Genomic DNA, 22,642 nt, shown 5'->3' with positions numbered 1-22,642 from the left:
AGGCGGACCCCATGAGCAGTCATCATCAAGACAAGGCGACGTTTCTCGAACGCCTGATTTTCAACAACCGCCCGGCAGTGATCGTCATTTGCCTGCTGGTCAGCATCTTCCTTTTCTGGCAAGCGACGCTGATCCGGCCCTCCACCAGTTTCGAAAAAATGATCCCCCTCGAGCATCCTTTCATCGAAAAGATGCTCGAACACCGCAACGATCTGGCGAACCTCGGCAACACGGTGCGGATCTCCGTTGAAGCCACTGACGGCGACATTTTCTCCAAGGAATACATGGAGACCCTGCGCCAGATCCACGATGAAGTGTTCTATATCTTCGGCGTTGACCGCTCCGGGCTCAAGTCGCTGTGGAGCCCGAGCGTGCGCTGGACCGAGGTGACGGAGGAGGGCTTCGCCGGCGGTGAGGTGATTCCCCAGAGCTACGATGGCTCGGCGGACAGCCTCGACTTGTTGCGCAACAACGTGCTCAAGTCCGGCCAGGTCGGGCGCCTGGTGGCGAACGACTTCAAATCGAGCATCATCGATATCCCGCTGCTGGAGTCCTACCCGGACCCGCAAGACCAAGGCAAGTTGCTCGCCCTGGATTACCGCAAGTTTTCCCATGAGCTTGAAGACAAGATCCGCAACAAGTTCGAAGCCCAGAACCCCAATGTGCAGATCCATATCGTCGGTTTCGCCAAGAAGGTCGGCGACCTGATCGACGGCCTGGTCATGGTGGTGATGTTCTTTGGCGTGGCCTTCGTGATTACGTTGATCCTCCTGTACTGGTTCACCAACTGCATGCGCAGCACCGTGGCGGTGTTGAGCACCACATTGGTGGCGGTGGTCTGGCAGTTGGGGCTGATGCACGCGGCGGGCTTTGGCCTTGACCCCTATTCGATGCTGGTGCCGTTCCTGATCTTTGCCATCGGCATTTCCCATGGCGTGCAGAAAATCAACGGCATCGCCTTGCAGTCCAGCGAAGCGGACAACGCGCTGACGGCTGCCCGGCGTACCTTCCGCCAGTTGTTCCTGCCGGGGATGATCGCGATCCTGGCCGATGCCGTCGGCTTCATTACCTTGTTGATCATCGACATCGGCGTGATTCGCGAACTGGCCATCGGCGCCTCCATCGGTGTGGCGGTGATCGTGTTCACCAACCTGATCCTGTTGCCGGTGGCGATTTCCTATGTAGGCATCAGCAAGCGGGCCGTCGAGCGCAGCAAGAAAGACGCGACCCGCGAGCATCCGTTCTGGCGCCTGCTGTCGAAGTTCGCCAGTGCCAAGGTCGCGCCGGTGTCGATTGCCTTGGCGGTACTCGCTTTCGGCGGCGGCCTCTGGTACAGCCAGAACCTGAAGATCGGCGACCTGGACCAGGGCGCACCCGAGCTGCGACCGGATTCGCGCTACAACCAAGACAACAATTTCATCATCAGCAACTATTCCACCAGTTCCGATGTGCTGGTGGTGATGGTCAAGACCAAGGCCGAAGGCTGCTCGCGCTATGAAGCCATGGCGCCGATCGACGAGCTGATGTGGAAGATGCAGAACACCGAGGGCGTGCAATCGGCGATTTCCCTGGTGACCGTGTCCAAGCAAATGATCAAGGGCATGAACGAGGGCAACCTGAAATGGGAAACCCTTTCCCGTAACCCCGATGTGCTCAACAGCTCCATTGCCCGGGCCGATGGCCTGTACAACAACAGCTGTTCCCTGGCGCCGGTGCTGGTGTTCCTCAACGACCACAAGGCCGAGACCCTGGACCGCGCGGTGAAGGCGGTGCAGGACTTCGCCAAGGAGAACAACCGCGATGGCCTGGAATTCATCCTGGCCGCCGGTAACGCCGGCATCGAGGCCGCCACCAACGAAGTGATCAAGGAATCGGAGCTGATCATCCTCATCCTGGTTTATATCTGCGTCGCGACGATGTGCATGATCACCTTCCGCTCCTGGCCGGCGACGCTGTGCATCGTCCTGCCGCTGGTGCTGACGTCGGTGTTGGGCAACGCGTTGATGGCCTTCATGGGGATTGGCGTGAAGGTCGCGACCCTGCCGGTGGTGGCCTTGGGTGTAGGGATCGGCGTGGACTACGGCATTTACATCTACAGTCGCCTGGAGAGTTTCCTGCGGGCCGGCCTGCCGTTGCAGGAAGCGTATTACCAGACGCTGAAGTCCACCGGCAAAGCGGTGCTGTTCACCGGGCTGTGCCTGGCGATCGGGGTGTGCACGTGGATCTTCTCGGCCATCAAGTTCCAGGCTGACATGGGCTTGATGCTGACGTTCATGCTGCTGTGGAACATGTTCGGCGCGTTGTGGCTGCTGCCGGCCTTGGCGCGCTTTCTGATCAAGCCGGAAAAACTGGCGGGGCAGAAGGGCAATTCGCTGTTCGCCCATTGACCGATGGCAGTACCTTCGGCACAGCCCAGGTGGTGAACTGATATGGGAGCGAGCTTGCTCGCGATAGCGGTGTGACAGTCAATGAAGGTGTTGAATGTCCATCCGCCATCGCGAGCAAGCTCGCTCCCACAGGTTTCCATGGGCCTCGATCACGGCGCCAACGGTAGAAACCTGCTTTGGGCCAATGATCGGCCGATCTGTCCACGGTGCACGTTTACAACCGCATAAGGGCTATCGGCCTTGGCAAGCAGCGAATGATAGTGTTCGTGGCGTTGTTCCTTGGTCTTGAGGTGGGCGACGGTGTAGTCAGCTTTCGGCGAATCCACCGTTTCATAGTGAAAATGCCCATACCAGAGCGGGAAACCCTTGCGGTCGTTGACCGCGTATTCCTGGAGGAAGTCCTTGCGGGTGCCCTTCAAGGGCTGGCGCTTGCCGAGCAGCGCGACTTGAATCAGGTTTTTATCGAACAAGTAGCGAAGGTTGCCGTCGGTGGGCGGCAGGTGCAGGCTCAGTTCGGTGCGCAAGGCACTGCCTTTGCTGCCCAGGCTTGAAATCGCATCCGACAATTGCTTGCCCAGCGCCTGGTCCGCCGCTGTGCGAGATGTTTTCGAGGCTGTGAAGGCGCGGTCCAGTTCATCGGCGAGCACACGGAAGCGACTGGCTTCGTTGCTCATGATTTCTTCGATCTCCTGGGGATGTCGGCAGCGCTTTTTGTAGGCATCGGCGCGGCGCAGGCGTTCCGCCAACTGCCCCAGCAGGCCCTGTGCATCGGCCTTGATTGCTTTGATGGAGCGCGTTCGGGGAGCGGGGCGTGGTCGACGCACTTCGACGACATCCCAGACATCGTCGTGTTGCGAATACGTGGAAAGCACCTCGTCATTGGCTTGCGAGCGCAGCTCCACGACTTCGATCGGCAAGCTGGTACCCGCAGGCTTCAGGTCGCCAATCAGCACGCGTTCTTTCGCGTCTTGATCACCTTCTTCTGAGGACGGCCGGAGGGCGACTTAGGCCGTTTTGACGGGCGCTTGCGAGGTTTTGGCTCGGGTTTGACTTCGGCGGCAAGCTTGCTGGAGGCGTCTTGGTACAGGCTGTCGACCAGTGAGATCAGCTTGTCGAAGGACGCTTCGTTGATGTCGTCGATATAGAGCGTCTTCATGCCGAGCAAGGCATCCAGCGTCTTGGCGTATCGCTCGGTCAGGCTTTCCAACACTTCCAGATGCTCAAGCTCAGGCAGGTCGTACATGCCCAGTTCCGAGTGCGAGCGCACCTGCTCTCCCAAAGGCTGGACGATACGAAACAAGCTGTCGGGCAGGTCGCTCTCCGGGTGCTTGATCGACAGCAACGGCAATGTCGCCAGTTGCAGGGCCTTGGAGCCCAAGGCATTTCTCTCGTCCAGGGGACGGTCTTTGACCAGGCGCTCGTAGGCCTGGGCGCCTGCGCTGTCCAGGTTCAATAGCCTGTCGAGGTATTCATCCTTGAGCTCCAGCCAGTGGATGGCCTGCTCATTGATCTCGGCTGTTTGGTCGAGGAACTTCAGATAGTCCCTCATGTTGGAAGTGACGGCCGTCAACACCAATTCTTCCCCATAGTTCGGGTTGGCTGCATTGAGGGCGCGTTGCTCCATATCAGTGACCAATACCGCCCTGCGCGCATTGATGACCACATTTTCCATCAGCGCACGGATTTCCTTGGCGGGAATATCGATACCCAACCTGGCATGTTCCGGCGCCCTGTCGAGCATTGTCAGGTAAATGTCGACCTGTTCTTTGTTCAGGTCATAGAACACTTTGCGCCTGGGGCCCCGCTGGTTTTCGGTTTTGGTGCTGTCATTTTCTACTCTGTTGAGTATCTGTTGAGCGACGTCCAGCTCCGTTTGCAACCTATCAATGCGCTTCCTCATCGCATTTGTCTCTTCGATCAAGGTGATGGTTCTCTTAACGTTCAGTTGCCGTTGCTCGGCAATGCGTTTAGGCGGCATGCCCCCCCTGAGGCGCAGGCCCAGGTCAATGGACCAGTTGCCTTGGCCATCCGTTTGCAGCGCCGGGCCCATCCTGAGCCGGTCGAGCGGGTCGACGATCCTGGTGCTGCCGTCCGCTTCCGGGCTGATTCGATACAAGTTTTCGTTCACCAGCGCGTGCCATTTGTTACCGATCACATAGAGACCTTTGAAGGGACCGTAGTGGATCGGTTCGGGGAGAGACTCGGGGCGGGGTACTTGCATGCGTGCCAGTTGGGTGCGTTGCTGCGACGTTAGGCGATGACGGGCGCCGGTGAAACTGAAATCGAGAATGCGGTTGAGGGCGCCGGAATGCGCGTCGGGCAGGGAAACGGATCCTTCCAGGATGGCCGGCACCGGCGGCGCCGGCCATTGTTCGGCCATGGCACGTGGAGCAGGGGGCTGCATGGCCTGCTCCTTGACCGTTTCGGCGATGGGCACGCGTGGTGGCAGCGGGCTGGCGTGCAACTGGCTGGTCAGCATGGCGAGGTTGACCAGAAAATCGACGGCAGCCAACTCTCGTGTCACAGGGTCTTCGCTGATCAGGGCGGGAATGTCGCGACTGGCGCTGGCCATCAAGCTCCATAACCAGACCGCGGACATGGCCGGGCCGCGCAACAACGGGAACAGCAACGTGTTGAACAACAGGCTGCCGCCTTCCAGCAATGCCGCCCAGCGGCTTTCGCTGTTCGAGACGGAGTTTCGGTCGGCCTGTGTGATCAAGGCCTGGGCGTTGCAGCCATACAGGTACTGGAGCAGTTCGCCTCGGTGCAGGTACTGCAGCAACTCGTCATTCATGCCATCGGTGGCAAGCGTGGCCGGGACGGGTTTTTCGGGGGCGCTGAATTCGTCGCCCTGGAAAAAACGCACGATGTGCGGCTCCGTAAAGCCACCGTTGGCATACACCGAGCGCGCCGCGTCGGACATCCAGGTCAGGACGCTGGTTTGCAGGTCGCCCGTAGTGGCGATGGCCTGTTGCAGCGCCAGGCGGGTGGGAAACTCCATCAGCGAGGGCACGTACAGCGGACGGTACAACAGATGCGGGCCGGTGCTGGCGTCCTGTGCTTCGACGATAAACATGTTGCTCGCGATGTCGGGCTGGGCCTGGGGTTTGCGCAGAAAGGCCAGGTGACGCATGACAACGGGCTGCCCGTCGACTTGTCGACCCTCGGTGTCGGGTTGGAAAACCGCTTCGATGAGGCGCAGCCCTTGGCGGGTCATGCCGTTTTTTTCGGTGAGCACCTGCCGCAGCGCTTCGAGCGGTAACTGCGCCGGGACCTGTTCGGCAAATATCTTTTGCTGCTCACGGGCTTGGGACGAGTCGCCCAACAGCTCTTGTTGCAGGTAGCGAGGATAGGTCGTGCCGATGTCGACTTGCTCGATCAGCCCGTTCTTGCGGGTGATGAAATCTGTTGTCAGCCAGGCCGGCAATGACAGGCCCTGCCGGTGGGCGAGTTGCAGATGGCCGCTGGGACGGGCGACAAGATTGTCGATGGCCAGGCGGGTAAGGCTCATCGTCCTGCGCTCGCTGATACCGGCCGTTCCGGGATATCCCGCGGACACTGTGAAGATCAGCTCGATATCATCGGGTTGGTACTGGCTGGGGTCGGCCTTGTCCGGGCTGATGTCATTGGTTTTGTTCATTTGCGTGAGCAGCGCCTCGGCGGCAAAGGCCTTGATGTCGCTGGGGTGGCTTGGGCCTTGAATCCGACTCCTGAGACTGGCCAGCGCCAGGCTGTACCGCTGGAATCGGCCGCAATCGGCCAGGGATGCATTTTTCAACCAATCGGGGAGTAGCGGCGCGAGTCGAGCCGATGTCTCAGGCGTCAGCCTTGGTGCATCGCGCAGGCATCGCGTCGGGTCGCTCAAGTCGCTGTACAGCGCACTGAGGTTCGCCAGGCCGATTTTTGACGGCAGTTGCACGGCCTTCAGCTCGGTGAGTTGTTGCTCCAGGATCAGCGCGGCCTGGGTGTCGAAAACGTCGCCGTCGAGCTCGTAGCGTTGGCAAGTGATCGTGTCGACCACATAGCGATTGGCGATCTGTTCGCGCCAATGGCGATTGAAGGCGTCCAGCGATTCGAAAGGTCGGATGGCGGCGCCCGGGCTGCATAGCAAGAGCGTAAGCCCGTACTCGGTGTAATGCATGAGCAGAAGATCGATGCTCGGCAGCACCGAGGACACGGCGCCTTTGGTCAGCACGCTGTTCAGGCCATACACGTATACCGCAGAGGCATTGCGCTGGAAACGCTGCTCGCGGTCCGGCCACCGGACGATCTGGTCCAGCGCCTCGCAGGCGGGCACCGTCAGGCCCGGTTGCTGAAGCCTGCGGATATGCAACGTGATCCTCAGCGTATCGCCCAGCCAATGCCAGCGGCTGGTGCGGGCAGCCACCCGGGTGTGGGAGATGGTTTCGGCATCGCCGTTCCAATAGCGGGTCAATGCTTCTTCGAGCCCGATCGGCACGGTCCAGGGCAGTTCATGCAGCAGTTTCTCGACAACCTCCATGTCGAGCCTGTCGTTGCCCGACCAGAGACGGCTGGGGACCGAGTCGGACAGATAACAGTCCAAATTACCCCGTGAACTGAAATCCACTGGCGTGCCGAGGGCCAGGTAATCGAGCACCAAGGGCATGAAGGGTTGGTAGTTCCAGCCTTGGGCGGCCTCGTTCGGTGTCGCCAGTCGGGTCTTGTCGAGGTCGATGGCCAGCGCGGGGTATTTTTCCCTGAGGGCTTGCCCGAGCACCTGCTGGACAACCTGCTTGAAGGTCGGGCGGGCGGACATCGGGTTGATGGTGTGCGCGGCGGCCGGCGGGCTGCCGGCCGAGGAGAGCGTGTTCATGAGAATTCCTTTTCTGGACGCATGGCCGTCGGGATGACGGCGAGAGTCAAGTGTCGGGATTCTCTTTCCCTGCGTGCGGTATATAGGTACCACCCGCTGGGGATGGCTTGTGTCAGGCCGGGGCGGGATCGCTGCCCAACACCACGTTCAAGGCGCTGCGGGCATCATCCAATTGCACCAGGGTGGCGTGGCGTGCGCCGAGGGCGTCGCGGTTCTCGATGGCGGTGAGGATCGCCTTGTGTCGCGGCATCGCCAGTTCATGCAGGTTGGGCCGCTGGTTGGAGTGCTTGAGCGCTTCGGCAATGGCCACGGACAACATGTTGCAGAGGTTGGCGAGCAGGTCGTTGTGGGTGGCGTCGGCGATGCGGCTGTGGAAATCCAGGTCCGGTTGCAGCAGCGCTTCGGGAGTCGGTGCCGCTTCCATGCGTTGGTAGGCTTCGCTGATGGCGGCAATGTCTTCGTCGGTGGCGAACTGCGCGGCGAGCGCGGCGGCGGCTGGTTCGATGATGCTGCGCACGCTGGTAAGCAGGCCGAAGAATTCATTCTGCGGGCTGCTTTGCATCAGCCAGTGCAGTACGTCCGGGTCGAGCATGTGCCATTCCCGACGGGCCTTGACCACCGTGCCCACTCGCGGCCGTGAATACACCAACCCCTTGGCGACCAACACCCGCGTGGCTTCGCGCAGCACGGGGCGGCTGACGGCGTACTCTTCGCACAGCAACGCTTCGGCGGGCAGTTTGTCGTCGGGCTTGAAGCGGCCGGAAACGATCTGTCTGCCCAGTTCCTGGACGATGCGCGCATGCATGCTTTTGCGGTCGGAGGGTTTACGGTAATCCATGGGACGCGGCGCGATCCTGTGTGCGTGGGGTGCTGCGCATGATAGCAGGCGCGGCGATGACGGGTCGCTAGTGCGAGTTCTCAAGGTCGACGCAGACCCCTTGTGGGAGCGAGCCTGCTCGCGAATGCGGTGGTTCAGGCAACATAAATGCCGGCTGGTCCAACGCTTTCGCGAGCAGGCTCGCTCCCACAGGGAGGTGACGGGGTCAGTGGGAGTGACGCGGCACCTCGGCGCCGCGGCAGCCCACCAGGAAGTCGAAGTCGCAGCCCTGGTCCGCTTGCAGCACATGGTCGATGTACAACTGGCGATAGCCGCCCACCAGCAATTGTTGCGGTGGTGCGAGGTCGGCCAGGCGCGCGGCGAGTTCGGCGTCCGGGATGTCCAGGTGCAAGCGGCCACTGGCGCAATCGAGTTCGATCCAGTCGCCTTCTTTCACGGCGGCCAAAGGTCCGCCAGCCGCGGCCTCCGGCGCCACGTGCAACACCACGGTGCCGTAGGCGGTGCCGCTCATGCGCGCATCGGAAATGCGCACCATGTCTGTCACGCCCTGGGCCAGCAGCTTGGCCGGCAAGCCCATGTTGCCCACTTCAGCCATGCCCGGATAACCCTTCGGCCCGCAGTTTTTCATGACCAGGATCGAGTCGGCATCGACGTCCAGTTCCGGGTCGTTGATCCTGGCCTTGTACTCGTCGAAGTTCTCGAACACCACCGCGCGACCACGATGTTGCATCAGTTGCGCCGTGGCGGCGGATGGCTTGAGCACTGCGCCCAATGGCGCCAGATTGCCGCGCAGCACGCAGATACCGCCGTCGGCGCGGATCGGGTTGTCGAGGGTGCGGATGACTTCGTCCTGGCCGTAGATCGGCGCGTCCTTGGTGTTTTCACCGAGGCTCTTGCCGTTGACTGTCAGCGCGTTCGGGTGAGGGATCAGGTTGGCTTCACCCAGGCGACGCAGCACGGCGGGCAGGCCGCCGGCATAGTAGAACTCTTCCATCAGGAAGCGCCCGGATGGCTGCAGGTCGACGATCGTCGGCATGCCACGACCGATGCGGGTCCAGTCGTCCAGGTCCAGTTGCACGCCGATGCGTCCGGCGATGGCCTTGAGGTGAATCACCGCGTTGGTCGACCCGCCGATGGCGGCGTTGACGCGGATGGCGTTTTCGAAGGCTTCCTTGGTCAGGATCTTCGACAATCTCAGGTCTTCACGGACCATTTCCACCGCGCGCATGCCGGACATGTGGGCCAGCACATAACGACGGGCGTCCACGGCCGGAATCGCCGCGTTGTGGGGCAGGGAAGTGCCGAGGGCTTCAGCCATGCACGCCATGGTCGAGGCCGTGCCCATGGTGTTGCAGGTGCCGGCCGAGCGGGACATGCCGCCCTCGGCGGCGAGGAAGTCGTCAATGGTGATGGTGCCGGCCTTGACCTGCTCGCTCAACTGCCAAACCACCGTGCCTGATCCGATGTCCTGGCCCTTGTGCTTGCCGTTGAGCATCGGGCCACCGGTGACGACGATGGCCGGCACGTCGCAACTGGCGGCGCCCATCAGCAAGGCCGGGGTGGTCTTGTCGCAACCGGTGAGCAGCACCACGCCATCGATCGGGTTGCCGCGAATCGCCTCTTCCACGTCCATGCTCGCCAGGTTGCGGGTCAGCATGGCGGTCGGGCGCAGGTTCGATTCGCCGTTGGAGAACACCGGGAATTCCACCGGGAAACCCCCAGCCTCGATCACGCCGCGTTTGACGTGCTCGGCGATCTGGCGGAAGTGCGCATTGCACGGCGTCAGCTCCGACCAGGTGTTGCAGATGCCGATGATCGGCTTGCCGTGGAACTGATGGTCGGCGATGCCCTGATTTTTCATCCAGCTGCGGTACATGAAGCCGTTCTTGTCGGCAGTGCCAAACCATTGGGCCGAGCGCAGGGAGGGTTTCTTATCAGACATGATCGATTCTCTTATTGTATGACTATATTGTTCGAGCTGAAGCGTAACATAAGCGCAATTTGCGCGGTTTGGAAGTGTTGTTGAGTAAATAGTATTACTATATAGTCCGATTCAACGGAGGGGTTGTCCTGGCGTTCGTTCGCGAGAGAAATCCCCCAAGGTTCTATAACAACAACAATCGGAGACCGGCCCCATGAGCCAGGAATTGCGGCTTATTCGTCGCATCACTCTCAAACTGATTCCCTTCCTGATCCTGCTGTACTTGATCGCCTACGTGGACCGCTCTGCGGTGGGCTTCGCCAAGTTGCACATGGGTGCCGACATCGGCATCGGCGACGCCGCCTATGGCCTGGGCGCAGGACTTTTCTTCATCGGTTATTTCCTGCTGGAAATCCCCAGCAACCTGATGCTCGAACGCTTCGGTGCCCGGCGCTGGTTCGCCCGGATCATGATCACCTGGGGCGCCATCACCATTGGCATGGCGTTTGTACAAGGGCCTCACAGTTTCTACGTGATGCGCTTTTTACTGGGTGCGGCCGAAGCCGGGTTCTTCCCGGGCGTGCTGTACTACATCACCCAATGGTTCCCGGTGCGCCATCGTGGCAAGATCCTCGGGCTGTTCATTCTTTCCCAACCCATCGCGATGATGATCACCGGCCCTGTGTCCGGTGGCTTGCTGGGCATGGATGGCATCCTTGGCCTGCATGGCTGGCAGTGGCTGTTCATCGTCATCGGCCTGCCGGCGGTGCTGTTGACCTGGCCCGTGCTGCGCTATCTGCCAGATGGCCCGCAACAAGTGAAGTGGATGGACCAGGCCGAGAAGGACTGGCTGACCGGCGAGCTGCAAAAAGACCTCGAGCAATACGGCCAGACGCGCCACGGCAATCCATTGCATGCGCTGAAAGACAAGCGAGTCTTGCTGCTGGCGCTGTTCTACCTGCCAGTGACCTTGAGCATCTACGGCCTGGGCTTGTGGTTGCCGACACTGATCAAGCAGTTTGGCGGCAGTGACCTGGTGACCGGTTTTGTGTCTTCCGTACCGTATATCTTCGGCATCATCGGCCTGTTGATCATTCCCCGCAGTTCCGATCGCTTGAATGATCGCTACGGTCACCTCGCCGTGTTGTATGTACTGGGCGCCATCGGCCTGTTCCTCAGTGCCTGGCTGTCGGTACCGGTGTTGCAACTGGCCGCGCTGTGCCTGGTGGCATTCGCGCTGTTCTCCTGCACAGCGGTGTTCTGGACCTTGCCAGGACGTTTCTTCGCTGGCGCCAGCGCGGCGGCGGGCATTGCGTTGATCAACTCGGTGGGCAACCTGGGTGGCTACATCGGGCCGTTCGTGATCGGTGCGCTGAAGGAGTACACCGGCAACCTGGCTTCGGGGCTTTATTTCCTGTCGTGCGTGATGGTGTTCGGCCTGGTGCTGACCGGCGTGGTCTATCGCCTGCTGGAGCGCAAGCATGTGCTGCCGGCGGATCAGTTCGCGGCGAGCGCCCGGGGGGCGACGCGTAGCTGAATCTGAGGGCTGACGCTGAAAAACTGTGGGAGCGAGCCTGCTCGCGAAAGCGGTTTTCCATCCACCAATAATGTCGACTGTCAGACCGTTTTCGCGAGCAGGCTCGCTCCCACAGGGGACTGCACAGAGGTCAAAATTTGTTTACGGGAGAAAACCCATGCGTTTAGTTCAGTTCGAATTGAGTAACGGCGAGCGCCGCGTCGGTGTGGTCGAGGGCGATCAGGTACGTGAAGTGCAGGGCGCCGCCACTGTGCGGGAGCTGGCGCTGGCCGCGATCGAGGCGGGCGTGAAGCTTGAGCAGCAGGTCAACGGCTTGGGCCTGGGGGCGAGCCATGACTACGCGCAACTGCTCGGCGAACTGCGTATCCTGCCGCCGCTGGACCACCCGGACCCGGCGCACTTGCTGGTCAGCGGCACCGGCCTGACCCACCTGGGCAGCGCTTCGGCCCGGGACAAGATGCACCAACAGGCCGGCGACGAAGCAGCGATGACCGACACCATGCGCATCTTCAAATGGGGCGTCGAGCGCGGCAAACCACAGGCCGGGCAGGCCGGCGTGCAGCCGGAATGGTTCTACAAGGGCGACGGCAGCATCGTGGTCCGCCCGGGCCATCCGTTCCCGTTGCCACCGTTTGCCGAAGACGCCGGCGAAGAGCCGGAGATCAGCGGCCTGTACGTCATTGGGCACGATGGCAAGCCGTATCGACTGGGCTTCGCGGTGGGCAACGAATTTTCCGATCACGTCATGGAGCGCAAGAATTATCTATACCTGGCCCATTCGAAACTGCGCAGTTGCAGCTTTGGCCCGGAACTTCGCGTGGGTGAATTGCCTCAACATCTGTCCGGGACCAGTCGTATCCTGCGCAACGGCGAAGTGTTGTGGCAGAACGAATTCCTCAGCGGCGAGGCGAACATGTGCCATAGCCTCGAAAACCTGGAATTCCACCACTTCAAGTACAGTCAGTTCCTGCGCCCGGGGGACGTTCACGTTCACTTCTTCGGCACCGCGACGCTGTCGTTCGCCGACGGCATCCGCACCCAGCCGGGGGACGTGTTCGAAATCAGCCAGGCCGAGTTCGGCGCGCCGCTGGTCAACGGCATTGCCCCGGTAGACGCGGTATTCAATCCGGGTACTATCGGCACACTTTAAGAGGAGACTTGCGATGAACCAGATCCTTGGTCACAACTACATCGGCGGTGCGCGCAGCGCGGCCGGCCAGACTCGCCTGCAGAGCGTCGACGCCAGCACCGGCGAGGCCTTGCCCCATGAATTCGTCCAGGCCACGGAGCAAGAAGTCGACGCGGCCGCCAAGGCCGCTGCGGCGGCGCATCCGATCTACCGCAGCTTGAGCGCGGCGCGCCGGGCCGAGTTCCTCGACGCCATCGCCGATGAGCTGGACGCCCTGGGCGATGATTTCGTCGCCGTGGTCTGCCGCGAAACCGCCTTGCCAGCGGCCCGCATCCAGGGCGAGCGCGGTCGCACCAGCGGCCAGATGCGCCTGTTCGCCAAGGTCCTGCGCCGTGGCGATTTCTACGGTGCGCGTATCGATCGCGCCTTGCCGGAGCGCACGCCGCTGCCGCGTCCGGACCTGCGTCAGTACCGCATCGGCCTGGGTCCGGTGGCCGTGTTCGGCGCCAGCAACTTCCCGCTGGCATTTTCCACCGCCGGTGGTGACACCGCCGCCGCCCTGGCCGCCGGTTGCCCGGTCGTGTTCAAGGCCCACAGCGGCCACATGGCGACCGCCGAGCACGTGGCCGATGCGATCATTCGCGCAGCGGAAAAAACCGCGATGCCGGCCGGCGTGTTCAACATGATCTACGGCGGTGGTGTTGGCGAATGGCTGGTCAAGCATCCGGCGATCCAGGCCGTCGGTTTCACCGGCTCCCTCAAGGGCGGGCGCGCCCTGTGCGACATGGCGGCCGCTCGGCCCCAGCCGATTCCGGTGTTTGCCGAGATGTCGAGCATCAACCCGGTAATCATATTGCCGCAGGCCTTGAAAAATCGCGCCGACAGCGTTGCCCGCGACTTGACCGCCTCGGTGGTGCAGGGCTGCGGTCAGTTCTGCACCAACCCTGGCCTGGTGATCGGCATCCGCTCGCCGGAATTCACCGCGTTCACCCAGCAGGTAGCTTCGCTGATCGGCGACCAGGCGCCGCAGACCATGCTCAACGCCGGCACGCTGCAAAGCTACGGCAAGGGCTTGCAGAAGCTCCTGGCTCACCCGGGCATCGAACACCTGGCCGGTCGCGATCAGCAGGGCAACCAGGCCCAGCCGCAATTGTTCAAGGCCGATGCCAGCCTGCTGATCAACAGCGACGAAGCGTTGCAGGAAGAAGTCTTCGGCCCGACCACGGTGTTCGTCGAAGTCGCGGACCAGGCGCAACTGACCGCAGCCCTGAACGGCCTTCATGGCCAGCTCACCGCCACGATGATTGGCGAGCCGGAGGACTTCGAACAGTTTGGCGAGCTGACACCGTTGCTGGAGCAGAAAGTCGGGCGCATCTTGCTCAATGGCTATCCAACCGGCGTGGAGGTGTGTGATTCGATGGTCCATGGCGGGCCTTACCCGGCGACATCCGATGCCCGTGGCACGTCGGTGGGTACGCTGGCGATCGACCGGTTCCTGCGTCCGGTATGCTTCCAGAACTACCCGGACAGCCTGCTGCCGGAACCGCTGAAAAACGCCAATCCGCTGGGTATCCTGCGGTTGGTGGATGGGGTGCCGGGGCGCGAGGCGCTTTGAGGGTTGCGGTGAGGTCGTTACATTCGAGTTGAATGTGCCGGCCTCTTCGCGAGCAGGCTCGCTCCCACAGTTGGATTTTCAGCGAACACAAATTTTGCATTCACTGGAGATCCCCTGTGGGAGCGAGCCTGCTCGCGAAAGCGATATGTCAGGCAACACTGCTTTCGAACCTTATGGCCCAAGGCTCACTCCTACATTGGGTTATCATGCTGGCTTTCCCAATGACCGACTGATCAACATGACTGCCGTAACCGACACCCTGCTGCATGCCCTCGAACACTGCGACATGCTGATCATCGACGGGCTGCACGCGTTCGATTTCTCCCTCGATGAGCAAGATCAATTGCACGTCGAGTGCATGAACGGTCGCACCCGCGAGCATTGGCGTTTCACTGAGGCGCAGATGCAGGCCGCGACCTTCGACGAAGCCCAGAAGCATTGGATCATCACCAGCGATTCGGGCGATCACCACTTGGAATGCGTGGAAGCGACCAGCGGCCACGACGATGAGGACTCCGATCATGAAGATGCGTAGTTTCTGGCCCTTGTTGATGGCCGGCAGCGTCGGCGCCATGGGCGTCCAGGCGGACACTGGCGAGCGCCATCAGTTATTGGTGGGTTCCTACACGGCGGACCAGAGCCAGGGCATCTACCGCCTGCGATTCGACAGCCGCACCGGCCAGATCGATGCCAACCCATTGCAAGTGATCAAGACGCACAACCCTTCCTGGCTGACCCTTTCCAAGGACATGACCCGGTTGTTCGTGGTCAACGAAAACGGGCCGGGCCAGAAAGACCCGGTGGGCAAGGTCAGCAGCTACGCCATCGACCCGAAGACCTTTGAACTGAGCCTGATCAACCAAGTGCAATCTTTGGGCAACGAGCCGACCCACTCCAGCCTGAGCCATGATGGCCAGCATTTGCTGGTGAGTAATTATTCCGTCCTGGAAAACCCGGGCGGCACCTTGGTGGTGTTGCCGGTGGGCGCGGATGGCAGGTTGGCGCCGGTGGTGCAGATGGGCAGCCATCAGCCGAGTCGGGTCAATTCCGAGCGGCAGAAGTCGGGTCATGTGCATTCCTCGGTGTCGTCACCCGATGGCAAATATGTGTTCGCCAACGACCTGGGGGCAGACAAGGTGTTTGTCTACCGTTACGACCCCAAGGCCAACCCCGAAATGCCGCTGACGCCTGCCGATCCGCCGTTCGTGCAGTTGCCACCGGGCAGCGGACCGCGCCATCTATTGTTCAGTGGGGATGGCAAGCACGCCTGGCTGACGATGGAAATGACGGCCCAGGTGGCCGTGTTCGATTACCAGGACGGTCGCCTGACCCAGCGCCAGCTTGTCGCGCTGGCCGATGGAAAGCCGCAGCCAGGTAAAGCCGCAGCAGCGCTCCATGCTTCCAAAGACGGCAAGTTCCTGTACGTCAGCAATCGTGGCACCACAAACGAGATGCTGGTGTTCGCCGTCGACCCGGCTTCCGGCACCTTGAAAGAGCTGCAGCGACGCTCCGTCGAGGGTGATCATCCTCGAGAGTTCAGCCTGGACCCGAGCGAAAAATTCGTTCTGGTCGCCAATCAGAAAAGCAATCAGATCGTGGTCATCGAGCGCGATCCGAAGACCGGCCTGCTGGGCAAGACCGTCCAGAAGCTGCCCATGGACGCACCGAGCGATGTGAAATTCCTCGTTCGTCAATAACCCGAGGCCCCGATTTTCGGGGCTTTCGGAGTTGTATCAACGAGACTGATAGTCGCTAGTATTACAAAGCATTTCAAGACGAGACGCCTCGGCGCGTAAGTTTGCTTCACGGCCCCACCGGGCAAGTCAGCCAACTGAATCCGAGGATTACCGCCATGAACATGAATCTTTTTTCCGTGATCGCCGCTTCCGCCATCTCCGCCACCGTGGCATTGCCCGCCAGTGCCAGCATCGAGATCAGCGACAAGAAAAACCGCACCCAGAGCTACACCGAAAAATACCTGCAACAGAGCGCCAACTTCTACGCGGCGCTGGATCACAAGACTCAACACTGAGCACGCTCACACTGAAGCCTGCGATCTTTTCATCTCCTCATCGAAGACGGAGAGACAAGATCGCAGGCTTCGTGCGTTCAGGAGGAAAGTTTTGTTGTGATGTCACATAGCCATGTGGTTAAATTTGACGCTAGTTAATTGACTCCTTGCTAATAAGGATCGACACCATGGCGATGCGTCTGGCAGTGATGTTGCTGTTCCTTTATTCCACCCCGATTGTTTCGGCGGCCCAGCCGATTCCCGGTGAATTGGAAGTGGCTCGCGAGCGATTGTTGAGCTTGTTGAGCGACTGAGCGGATAACTTTTATCGATCAATTAAACTGATGGTGACTATGCATATTAGTCGCTACTCATAACGGTTTATTTGATTGATTCTGTGGGCATTCAAACATGCCCACGGAGCCTCCCATGGCCAGTGCAATCCTCATCTGCGCCAAGCGCGGCGCCTACCTGGCCATCGGCCTCTACGTAACGCTGGTGCTGGTAGTCAGTCTCGGCACCCAATACCAAAACGTTGCGGAACCCTCCCTCCAGGCTTCAGCCGTGAGCGTCACGCATGCCGTCGCGAAAGGAGCGTCCGGAGCATGAGCAGGTGCAAATTCTGGGTGATCGCCTTCCTGGCATTCATCACCAATGGCTTTTCATTGCTTGGATTGGGTCAGGCGTCGGCGGGGTCGTTGGCGCGGACCATCGAATGCAACCACAACATCGCCCACAACATCCTCACCGCCAGGGCGCTGGGTGTGTTGGTGGGGAACCCGCCGGTCAAGCCGAGGGCGGCGGTGTTCGGGCCGTTTCAAATTGATTGCGCCCAAGCGCGCATGTGCAGCGCTGGATAAATACCTATTTGGCCATGATCGCCACAAACAGCTCTGAATCCAGTAAACCCTCCAACCATTCCCGAAGCCGAGGGTAGGGCGACTGGGCAAACCACTCGCGATCTACATGGGCGAACTGGCGCAAGAACGGCATCAGCGCCACGTCCGCCAGGCTCAGGTGATCCGTGGCCAGGAACTGGCGGTTTTCAAGCAATCCGTCCAGCTTGCGCAGGAACGCTTCACCCTCGCTCCGGTAATGCAGCGCCGAGTGGTCCGGATGGCGCTCCGGATATTTGTAACGGTTGAGGTGAAGCTTGAAAACCTGGTCGTTTTCTTCGATCAAGGTCGCCGTCAGAGCACGACCGTCGGGATCATTCAGCAATGTCCAATCCTGCGGATCATGCAGGCCCAAGGCCCAGTGCATGATCTCGAGGCTTTCATCGATGACCCGTCCATCGGCATGCAAGACCGGCACCGTGCCTTTGCTCGACAGCGCGAGCATTTCCGGTGGTTTGGCCTTGAGGCTCACTTCGACGATGTCCAGCGCGATACCGCTGTAGCGCAACGCCATGCGGGCGCGCATGGCGTAGGGGCAACGGCGGAACGAATACAGCGTGGCGCGGCTCATTTCACCTCCACCGTGCTCAATCCGTTGCCTTGGCGCCGGACCTGGATTTGCACCGGGATGCGCTCGTGCATTTCCTGCACGTGGGAAATGACCGCGACCTTGCGCCCCTGGGCCTGCAACCCATCCAAGGCGTCCATCGCCAGTTGCAGCGACTCGGGGTCGAGGCTGCCGAAGCCTTCGTCGATGAACAGCGACTCGATTCTCAACGTGTTGGACGCCATCGAGGCCAGGCCCAGTGCCAGGGCAAGGGAAACAAGGAAGGTTTCGCCGCCGGACAACGAATGCACCGAGCGCAATTCATCGCCCATCTCGGTATCCATCACCAGCAGGCCGAGCATGCTGCCGCCGCGCTTGAGGCGGTAGCGGCGAACCAATTGTCGCAACTGGGCGTTGGCGTGGTGGACCAACAAGTCGAGGTTGTACGCCTGGGCCAGTTTGCGGAAGCGATCGCCAGTGGCCGACCCGATCAATGCGTCCAGGCGTGCCCAGCGCTGGTACTCGGCGTAGGCTCGTTCGATTTGTTGGGCCAGGGCCTGGTTGGCAGTCTGCCTGCGCTGGTCCTCGGCCTGTTCGGCACGCAGCTCTGCGCAGCGTTGTTCGCTGGCCGCGAACTGCCCGTGAAGCGTGGCGAGGGCTTCGGCCAATTGTTCCGCCGGCAGGTTGCCGTTGTGTTGCGACTGGTGGTTTTGCAGCCGCTGCTCCCGTTCGGTGAGCAATACGCGGGCCTGCTCGATGGCTTTTTCGCTGTTGAGCAAGCGTTGCCGCAGGTGAGCGACCTGTTGGTCGTCGAGACCAAGCAACGCGCCCAGCGCGGCGTCGTCCAGTTCCGGATGAGCTGCGCGCCACTGGGCGATACCCGCGGCCAACGCCTGCTGTTCGGCCTCCAGGGATTGGGCCTGCTCATGGCGTGCCTGGAGTTCGGCAGCCAGTTGCACGAGGCTGTTGCGCAGATCCTGCAATTGTTGATTGGCCGTCGTCTCGGCATGGCGAGCCTGTTCCAGGGCCAGGTCGATTTGGTGTTGCCATTGCTCGGCGCTGGCGTGTTCACCGAGCAGTTGGTGAAGCTTTTCCTCGCACGCCTGTCGTTGCGCGTTCAACGCGCTGAACTGGCGCTGCGCCGATTCCAGTTGCTGTGTGCGTATCTGCTGCCGATCCTGTTCTTTCTCCAGGGCTTGCTGGCGCTGGACTTGGTCGGCGAGCTCTTCGCGCTGCTGTTCCAGTTGCGCGAGGCGCTGGCTGATCCGCTGGTCGAGTTGCATGAACGAGGCGGCAGGTTCGCTGCGCAGGGCCTGCAACGTGTCGGCCGGCAACAGTGCGCTGAAGTGCTCAAGCTCCTCGTCCAGGCGCTGGCGATCCCGGGCCAGTGCCTGTAGCTGGTTGTTCAGATGCTGCGAGGCTTGTTGGCTGGCTGTCTCTGCATCGCGCAGTTGCTGCGCCAGCTTGGCGGCGTCCTGTTGCAGCGTAAGCAGGGCGGCCTGGCGATGTTCGTCCTGGCTGATGAGTTGATTCAGCTGTGCGGTTTGCTGGGCCAGCCAGGCGGCGCGCTTGGATGAATCCTGGGCCAGCAGCTGCGCCGACAGCGGGTGAGCTTCAAGGCTTGGCGCCACGCTCCGTTGTTGGTCGGTGAGTTGTTCTTGCTGCTGCTTGAATTCCTTGAGCTGAGCAATGACCCCGCTGTACTGGGCCCGCAGTTCGATGACTTTTTCATTGAGCAGGTCGACGGCCTTGCGAGCGTTGGCCTGTTCGCTTTCATCGAAGCGCCCGAGGCTTTGCAGCAGCGCTTCGGGTTGGTGGTAGGGATGTTCGACACTGCCACACACCGGGCAGGGCTGGTTGTCCTGCAATTGTTCGCGCAGTTGCTCGACGCTTTCGCTACGGGCCAGGCGCTGGCGTTCCAGCAGCTCGCGAGTCACGGTCAGCGTCTGTTCGGCGACCGCCAGCTCGGCCTTGGCTTCGCTGCCTTCACGCACCAGTCGGTCGCGTTGCTGCAAGGCTTGCTGCTGGCGCTGTTCCAGTTCGGCGACACGCTTGTCCAAATCCTGCTGGCTGGCCCACAACCGAGCAAGGTCTTCGAATGCACGTAACTGCTTGCGGTTGTCTTGCAGCAGGTTGCCAAGCAGTTGGATCTGTTCGGCCACGGCTTGCGGTTCGGCATCGGCCTCCTTGTAGAGCACCTCAAGACTTTGTCGGCGGGTTGCGAGGTCTTCGGCGGCACGAGCGGCGGTTTGTTCCAGCAGCGCAAGTTCTTCCTGGCCCTGGTTCAGTCGATTGCCGATCAGCATCAGTTGCTGGAGGCGATCGCGGTAGGCGCCCCATGCATCACTCAGTGTTGCGAGGTCTGTGCTTTGTTCCAGTTCGCCGGCAATCCGTTCAAGCCGTTCGCCAACCTGCTGCTGTTGTTCCAGCAAGGTGTCGATCGTGCGCTGGCCGTCGGTGCTTGCCTGCTGGGCCTGCTGCAACTGTTCAGCGCCTTGCTCGGCCTCCCTGGCCAGGCGGGCAAGGCTGCTTTGTTCGTCGAAGGCCTGACGCAGCAGTGGCGTGCTGTCGGTGCTCTGCTGGCGGGCGGCGGCCACGGCCAGCTGCGCGATGCCGAGGCCTTTTTCCAGTTCGGCCTGCCGTTCATGCAACTCGACGTGTTGCTGCGTCAGCTGTTGGATCCTGGCCGCGAGCGGGTCCAGCTGCCGGGCCAGTTCCGCCTGACGGATGAACTGATGCCGCTGGGGTGCCAGCTGTTCCAGGCGCGTCAGTTTCAGGCGTTCGTCTGCCAGCGCCTCCCAATCGGCCTGGGCCCGTTGCAACTGCTCGGCGGCGCTGGCCTGTTCGTCCTGCAGATGGCGCAGGTCCTTGAGCCAGGCTTGTTGCTGCTCCAGTTGCTTGAGCTGCGCCTGTTGGGTTTTGAGTTGCTGCTGGGCTTCGTTGAAGTGCTGATCCAGCTCGGCGCGGGCTTCGGGCGATAGCGGTGTGACGCCCGTGGCCTGGTCCTGCAATTGCTTGTGGGTTTCCTTGGCCTGCTTGGCTTTGTCGAAGGCACGACGACCGAGGCGTGTATACAGCGCGGTGTCGGTAAGCTTTTCCAGCAATTCGCTGCGGTCGTTGTCGTCAGCCTTGAGGAAGGCGCTGAACTCGCTCTGGGCCAGTAGCACGGCACGGGTGAACTGCTCGAAATTCAAACCGAGGACGGCTTCCAGTTGCGCTTTGTATTCGCCTTTCTGGCTGGCCAGCAGTTGGTCATTGTCCAGGTCACGCAGGCTCTGGCGGCTGGCTTGCAGCTTGCCGGAGGCTTTTTCCCGGGCACGATTGGCCTCCCAGCGAGCCCGGTAGCGGCGACCATCGATGCCGCGAAAATCCACTTCGGCATAACCCTCGCCGGTCCCACGACGCAGCAGCGTGCGTGGATCGCCCGTGCCGATTTCGCCGTCGGCGTCGGGCACCTTGGCGTCACGACCGGTGTTGTTCAGCCGTGGCACCGCGCCGAACAGCGCCAGGCACAGGGCATCGAGCAAGGTGCTCTTGCCGGCGCCCGTGGGGCCGGTGATGGCGAACAGACCGGCGCTGGCCAAGGGTTCGGCGGTGAAATCGATTTCGAACGGCCCCGCCAGGGAGGCGAGGTTCTTGAGACGGATCGCGAGGATTTTCATGGCTGTTCGCTCTCCATCTGTACATCCTGCAACAGCACGGCAAAGTCCTTGAGGGTCTGGTCATCGACTGGGTTGCCGTAGGTGTCCTGCCAGGCGCGGCTGAACAGTTCCTGTGGGCTGAGCTGGTCGAGTTCAATCAGCGCCGCGCCTCCATCGGCATCGCCGGAGCCACCGCTGCCGGCATACTCGGCTGCGATCCGCACCAGTCGCACGGCTTTGCCTTGCAGGGCGGTTTCGACCTGATTGCGCAGGTCCGGCTGCGGTTCATCGAGGCGCACCCGGACTTCCAGCCAGGGCTGGCGATGGATGTCGGCCAGCAAGTCGATGTCCGGCAAGTCCTTCAGTTGCACCAGGATGTCGGCCAGGGGCGCCGGGCCCAGGCGTTGCAAGTTGACGGCGCGGGGAATCAGCCGTGGTTCGACGCTGACCAGGGTTTCGCCGTTTAGGGCGATGTCGAGAATCTGGTGCCGGTAGCCGATTTCGGAAAACGACAACGGAATCGGCGATCCGCTGTAGCGGATGCGTTCTTCACCGTTGACCTTTTGTGGCTTGTGCAAGTGGCCGAGGGCGACATAAGTGATGCTTGGGCCGAACAGGCTGGCTGGCAGGGCTTCGGCGTTGCCGATAATCAGGCTGCGCTCGGAATCCTCCGATACCGAGCCGCCGGCCATGTGTGCATGGCTGACGGCAATCAGCGCCTGGCCCTTCTTGCGCTTGGCGTTGGCGGCGGCAATCAGCCATTCGTGGACCTGGCCGATGCCGCGCAAATAATCGTCCCCCAGTTGCGCGCCCGTGACCTCGGCCGGCCGCAGGAACGGCAGGGCCAGGCACCAGGCCCGGACCTTGCCCTTGGCGTCGGGCAGCGGCAGCAGCAGGCGCTCGACGTCCAGCTGCCCATCGTCCAGCCACAGGACGCGGCCCAGGGCATGGGTGCGCAGGCGGCGCATCAGCGGCGCCGGCAATTCGATGCGCGAACCGGAATCGTGGTTGCCCGCGATCATGACGATGGTCAGGTTGGCGTTTTGTTCATGAGCGCTGACGATGAAGTCGTACAGACGCTCCTGGGCTTTGACGGGCGGGTTGACCGTGTCGAAAATGTCGCCGGCGATCAATAGAACGTCGGGTTTTTCGCTGGCCAGCTGACGCAGCAGCCAATCAAGGAAACAGGCGTGTTCGAAGTCGCGATCCTGGCCGTGGAGGTTTTGCCCCAGGTGCCAGTCGGAGGTGTGAAACAGACGCAAGGCAGACTCCAGAAAACAGACGAT

General features: G+C 61.4%; 17 protein-coding genes. 10 read left to right on the top strand and 7 right to left on the bottom strand.

The window, feature by feature from the left end; genetic code table 11:
- Window positions 1-11: 11 nt before the first annotated feature.
- The gene (locus J3Q04_RS14220; protein ID WP_434611108.1) at window positions 12-2,387 is read left to right on the top strand and encodes an efflux RND transporter permease subunit; all 2,376 of its coding nucleotides are present in this window, start codon (window positions 12-14) and stop codon (window positions 2,385-2,387) included.
- 149 nt (window positions 2,388-2,536) lie between these two features.
- Here J3Q04_RS14220 and J3Q04_RS14215 read toward each other — a convergent pair whose 3' ends face one another.
- The 4 genes from J3Q04_RS14215 to J3Q04_RS14200 all read right to left on the bottom strand — a co-directional run bounded on the left by J3Q04_RS14215 (window position 2,537) and on the right by J3Q04_RS14200 (window position 10,001).
- Window positions 2,537-3,340 (bottom strand): hypothetical protein, encoded by an 804-nt coding sequence (locus J3Q04_RS14215; RefSeq protein WP_434611110.1) that lies wholly within the window; start codon window positions 3,338-3,340, stop codon window positions 2,537-2,539.
- Window positions 3,334-7,221 (bottom strand): dermonecrotic toxin domain-containing protein, encoded by a 3,888-nt coding sequence (locus J3Q04_RS14210; protein WP_434611112.1) that lies wholly within the window; start codon window positions 7,219-7,221, stop codon window positions 3,334-3,336. The genes J3Q04_RS14215 and J3Q04_RS14210 overlap by 7 nt, the downstream gene beginning before the upstream one ends.
- Before the next feature lie 112 nt (window positions 7,222-7,333).
- Window positions 7,334-8,059 carry a FadR/GntR family transcriptional regulator gene (locus J3Q04_RS14205; RefSeq protein WP_434563751.1) on the bottom strand — a complete coding sequence of 242 codons (726 nt, stop codon included), beginning with the start codon at window positions 8,057-8,059 and terminating at the stop codon, window positions 7,334-7,336.
- Between the two features lie 205 nt (window positions 8,060-8,264).
- On the bottom strand, window positions 8,265-10,001 hold the full coding sequence (locus J3Q04_RS14200) for an IlvD/Edd family dehydratase (RefSeq protein ID WP_420766546.1): 1,737 nt from the start codon (window positions 9,999-10,001) through the stop codon (window positions 8,265-8,267).
- A 193-nt stretch (window positions 10,002-10,194) separates the two neighbouring features.
- On the opposite strand from J3Q04_RS14200, the gene J3Q04_RS14195 reads away from it, so the two are divergent.
- From J3Q04_RS14195 to J3Q04_RS14155, 9 genes are all read left to right on the top strand, one after another.
- Window positions 10,195-11,517, top strand: a complete 1,323-nt coding sequence (locus J3Q04_RS14195) for an MFS transporter (protein ID WP_420766545.1) — start codon at window positions 10,195-10,197, stop codon at window positions 11,515-11,517.
- A gap of 157 nt (window positions 11,518-11,674) precedes the next feature.
- Window positions 11,675-12,667: an AraD1 family protein gene (araD1, locus tag J3Q04_RS14190; RefSeq protein ID WP_434611116.1), complete on the top strand. Its 993-nt coding sequence runs from the start codon at window positions 11,675-11,677 to the stop codon at window positions 12,665-12,667.
- Between the two features lie 13 nt (window positions 12,668-12,680).
- Complete coding sequence (locus J3Q04_RS14185; protein ID WP_434611118.1) at window positions 12,681-14,261, top strand: aldehyde dehydrogenase (NADP(+)); 1,581 nt, start codon at window positions 12,681-12,683, stop codon at window positions 14,259-14,261.
- Between the two features lie 238 nt (window positions 14,262-14,499).
- Window positions 14,500-14,796, top strand: coding sequence for a DUF5629 family protein (locus J3Q04_RS14180; protein ID WP_434563757.1), 297 nt, complete (start codon window positions 14,500-14,502; stop codon window positions 14,794-14,796).
- Window positions 14,783-15,958, top strand: coding sequence for a lactonase family protein (locus J3Q04_RS14175; RefSeq protein ID WP_434563759.1), 1,176 nt, complete (start codon window positions 14,783-14,785; stop codon window positions 15,956-15,958). Before J3Q04_RS14180 ends, J3Q04_RS14175 begins: the two co-directional genes overlap by 14 nt.
- A 155-nt stretch (window positions 15,959-16,113) precedes the next feature.
- Window positions 16,114-16,293: a hypothetical protein gene (locus J3Q04_RS14170; protein WP_420766540.1), complete on the top strand. Its 180-nt coding sequence runs from the start codon at window positions 16,114-16,116 to the stop codon at window positions 16,291-16,293.
- Between the two features lie 167 nt (window positions 16,294-16,460).
- The gene (locus tag J3Q04_RS14165; protein ID WP_434563761.1) at window positions 16,461-16,586 is read left to right on the top strand and encodes a hypothetical protein; all 126 of its coding nucleotides are present in this window, start codon (window positions 16,461-16,463) and stop codon (window positions 16,584-16,586) included.
- 115 nt (window positions 16,587-16,701) lie between these two features.
- Entirely contained in the window at window positions 16,702-16,881 is a 180-nt protein-coding gene (locus J3Q04_RS14160) for a hypothetical protein (protein ID WP_434611121.1), read from the top strand.
- Window positions 16,878-17,132: a hypothetical protein gene (locus J3Q04_RS14155; protein WP_434611122.1), complete on the top strand. Its 255-nt coding sequence runs from the start codon at window positions 16,878-16,880 to the stop codon at window positions 17,130-17,132. The genes J3Q04_RS14160 and J3Q04_RS14155 overlap by 4 nt, the downstream gene beginning before the upstream one ends.
- Window positions 17,133-17,136: 4 nt before the next feature.
- On the opposite strand, the gene J3Q04_RS14150 is transcribed toward J3Q04_RS14155, so the two are convergent.
- Genes J3Q04_RS14150 through J3Q04_RS14140 form a run of 3 tightly spaced genes read right to left on the bottom strand, consistent with a single transcriptional unit; the run spans window position 17,137 to window position 22,618 of the window.
- On the bottom strand, window positions 17,137-17,739 hold the full coding sequence (locus J3Q04_RS14150) for a glutathione S-transferase (RefSeq protein WP_434611124.1): 603 nt from the start codon (window positions 17,737-17,739) through the stop codon (window positions 17,137-17,139).
- Window positions 17,736-21,377: an AAA family ATPase gene (locus J3Q04_RS14145; protein ID WP_434611127.1), complete on the bottom strand. Its 3,642-nt coding sequence runs from the start codon at window positions 21,375-21,377 to the stop codon at window positions 17,736-17,738. The genes J3Q04_RS14150 and J3Q04_RS14145 overlap by 4 nt, the downstream gene beginning before the upstream one ends.
- Window positions 21,374-22,618, bottom strand: a complete 1,245-nt coding sequence (locus J3Q04_RS14140) for an exonuclease SbcCD subunit D C-terminal domain-containing protein (protein WP_434611130.1) — start codon at window positions 22,616-22,618, stop codon at window positions 21,374-21,376. Before J3Q04_RS14140 ends, J3Q04_RS14145 begins: the two co-directional genes overlap by 4 nt.
- Window positions 22,619-22,642: the final 24 nt, after the last annotated feature.

Origin of the sequence: Pseudomonas sp. D4-21, from assembly GCF_051132125.1 — a bacterium.
Lineage (GTDB): Bacteria > Pseudomonadota > Gammaproteobacteria > Pseudomonadales > Pseudomonadaceae > Aquipseudomonas.
The sequence above is the reverse complement of the archived record's forward strand: the minus strand, read 5'-3'. Positions and strand labels throughout refer to the sequence as shown.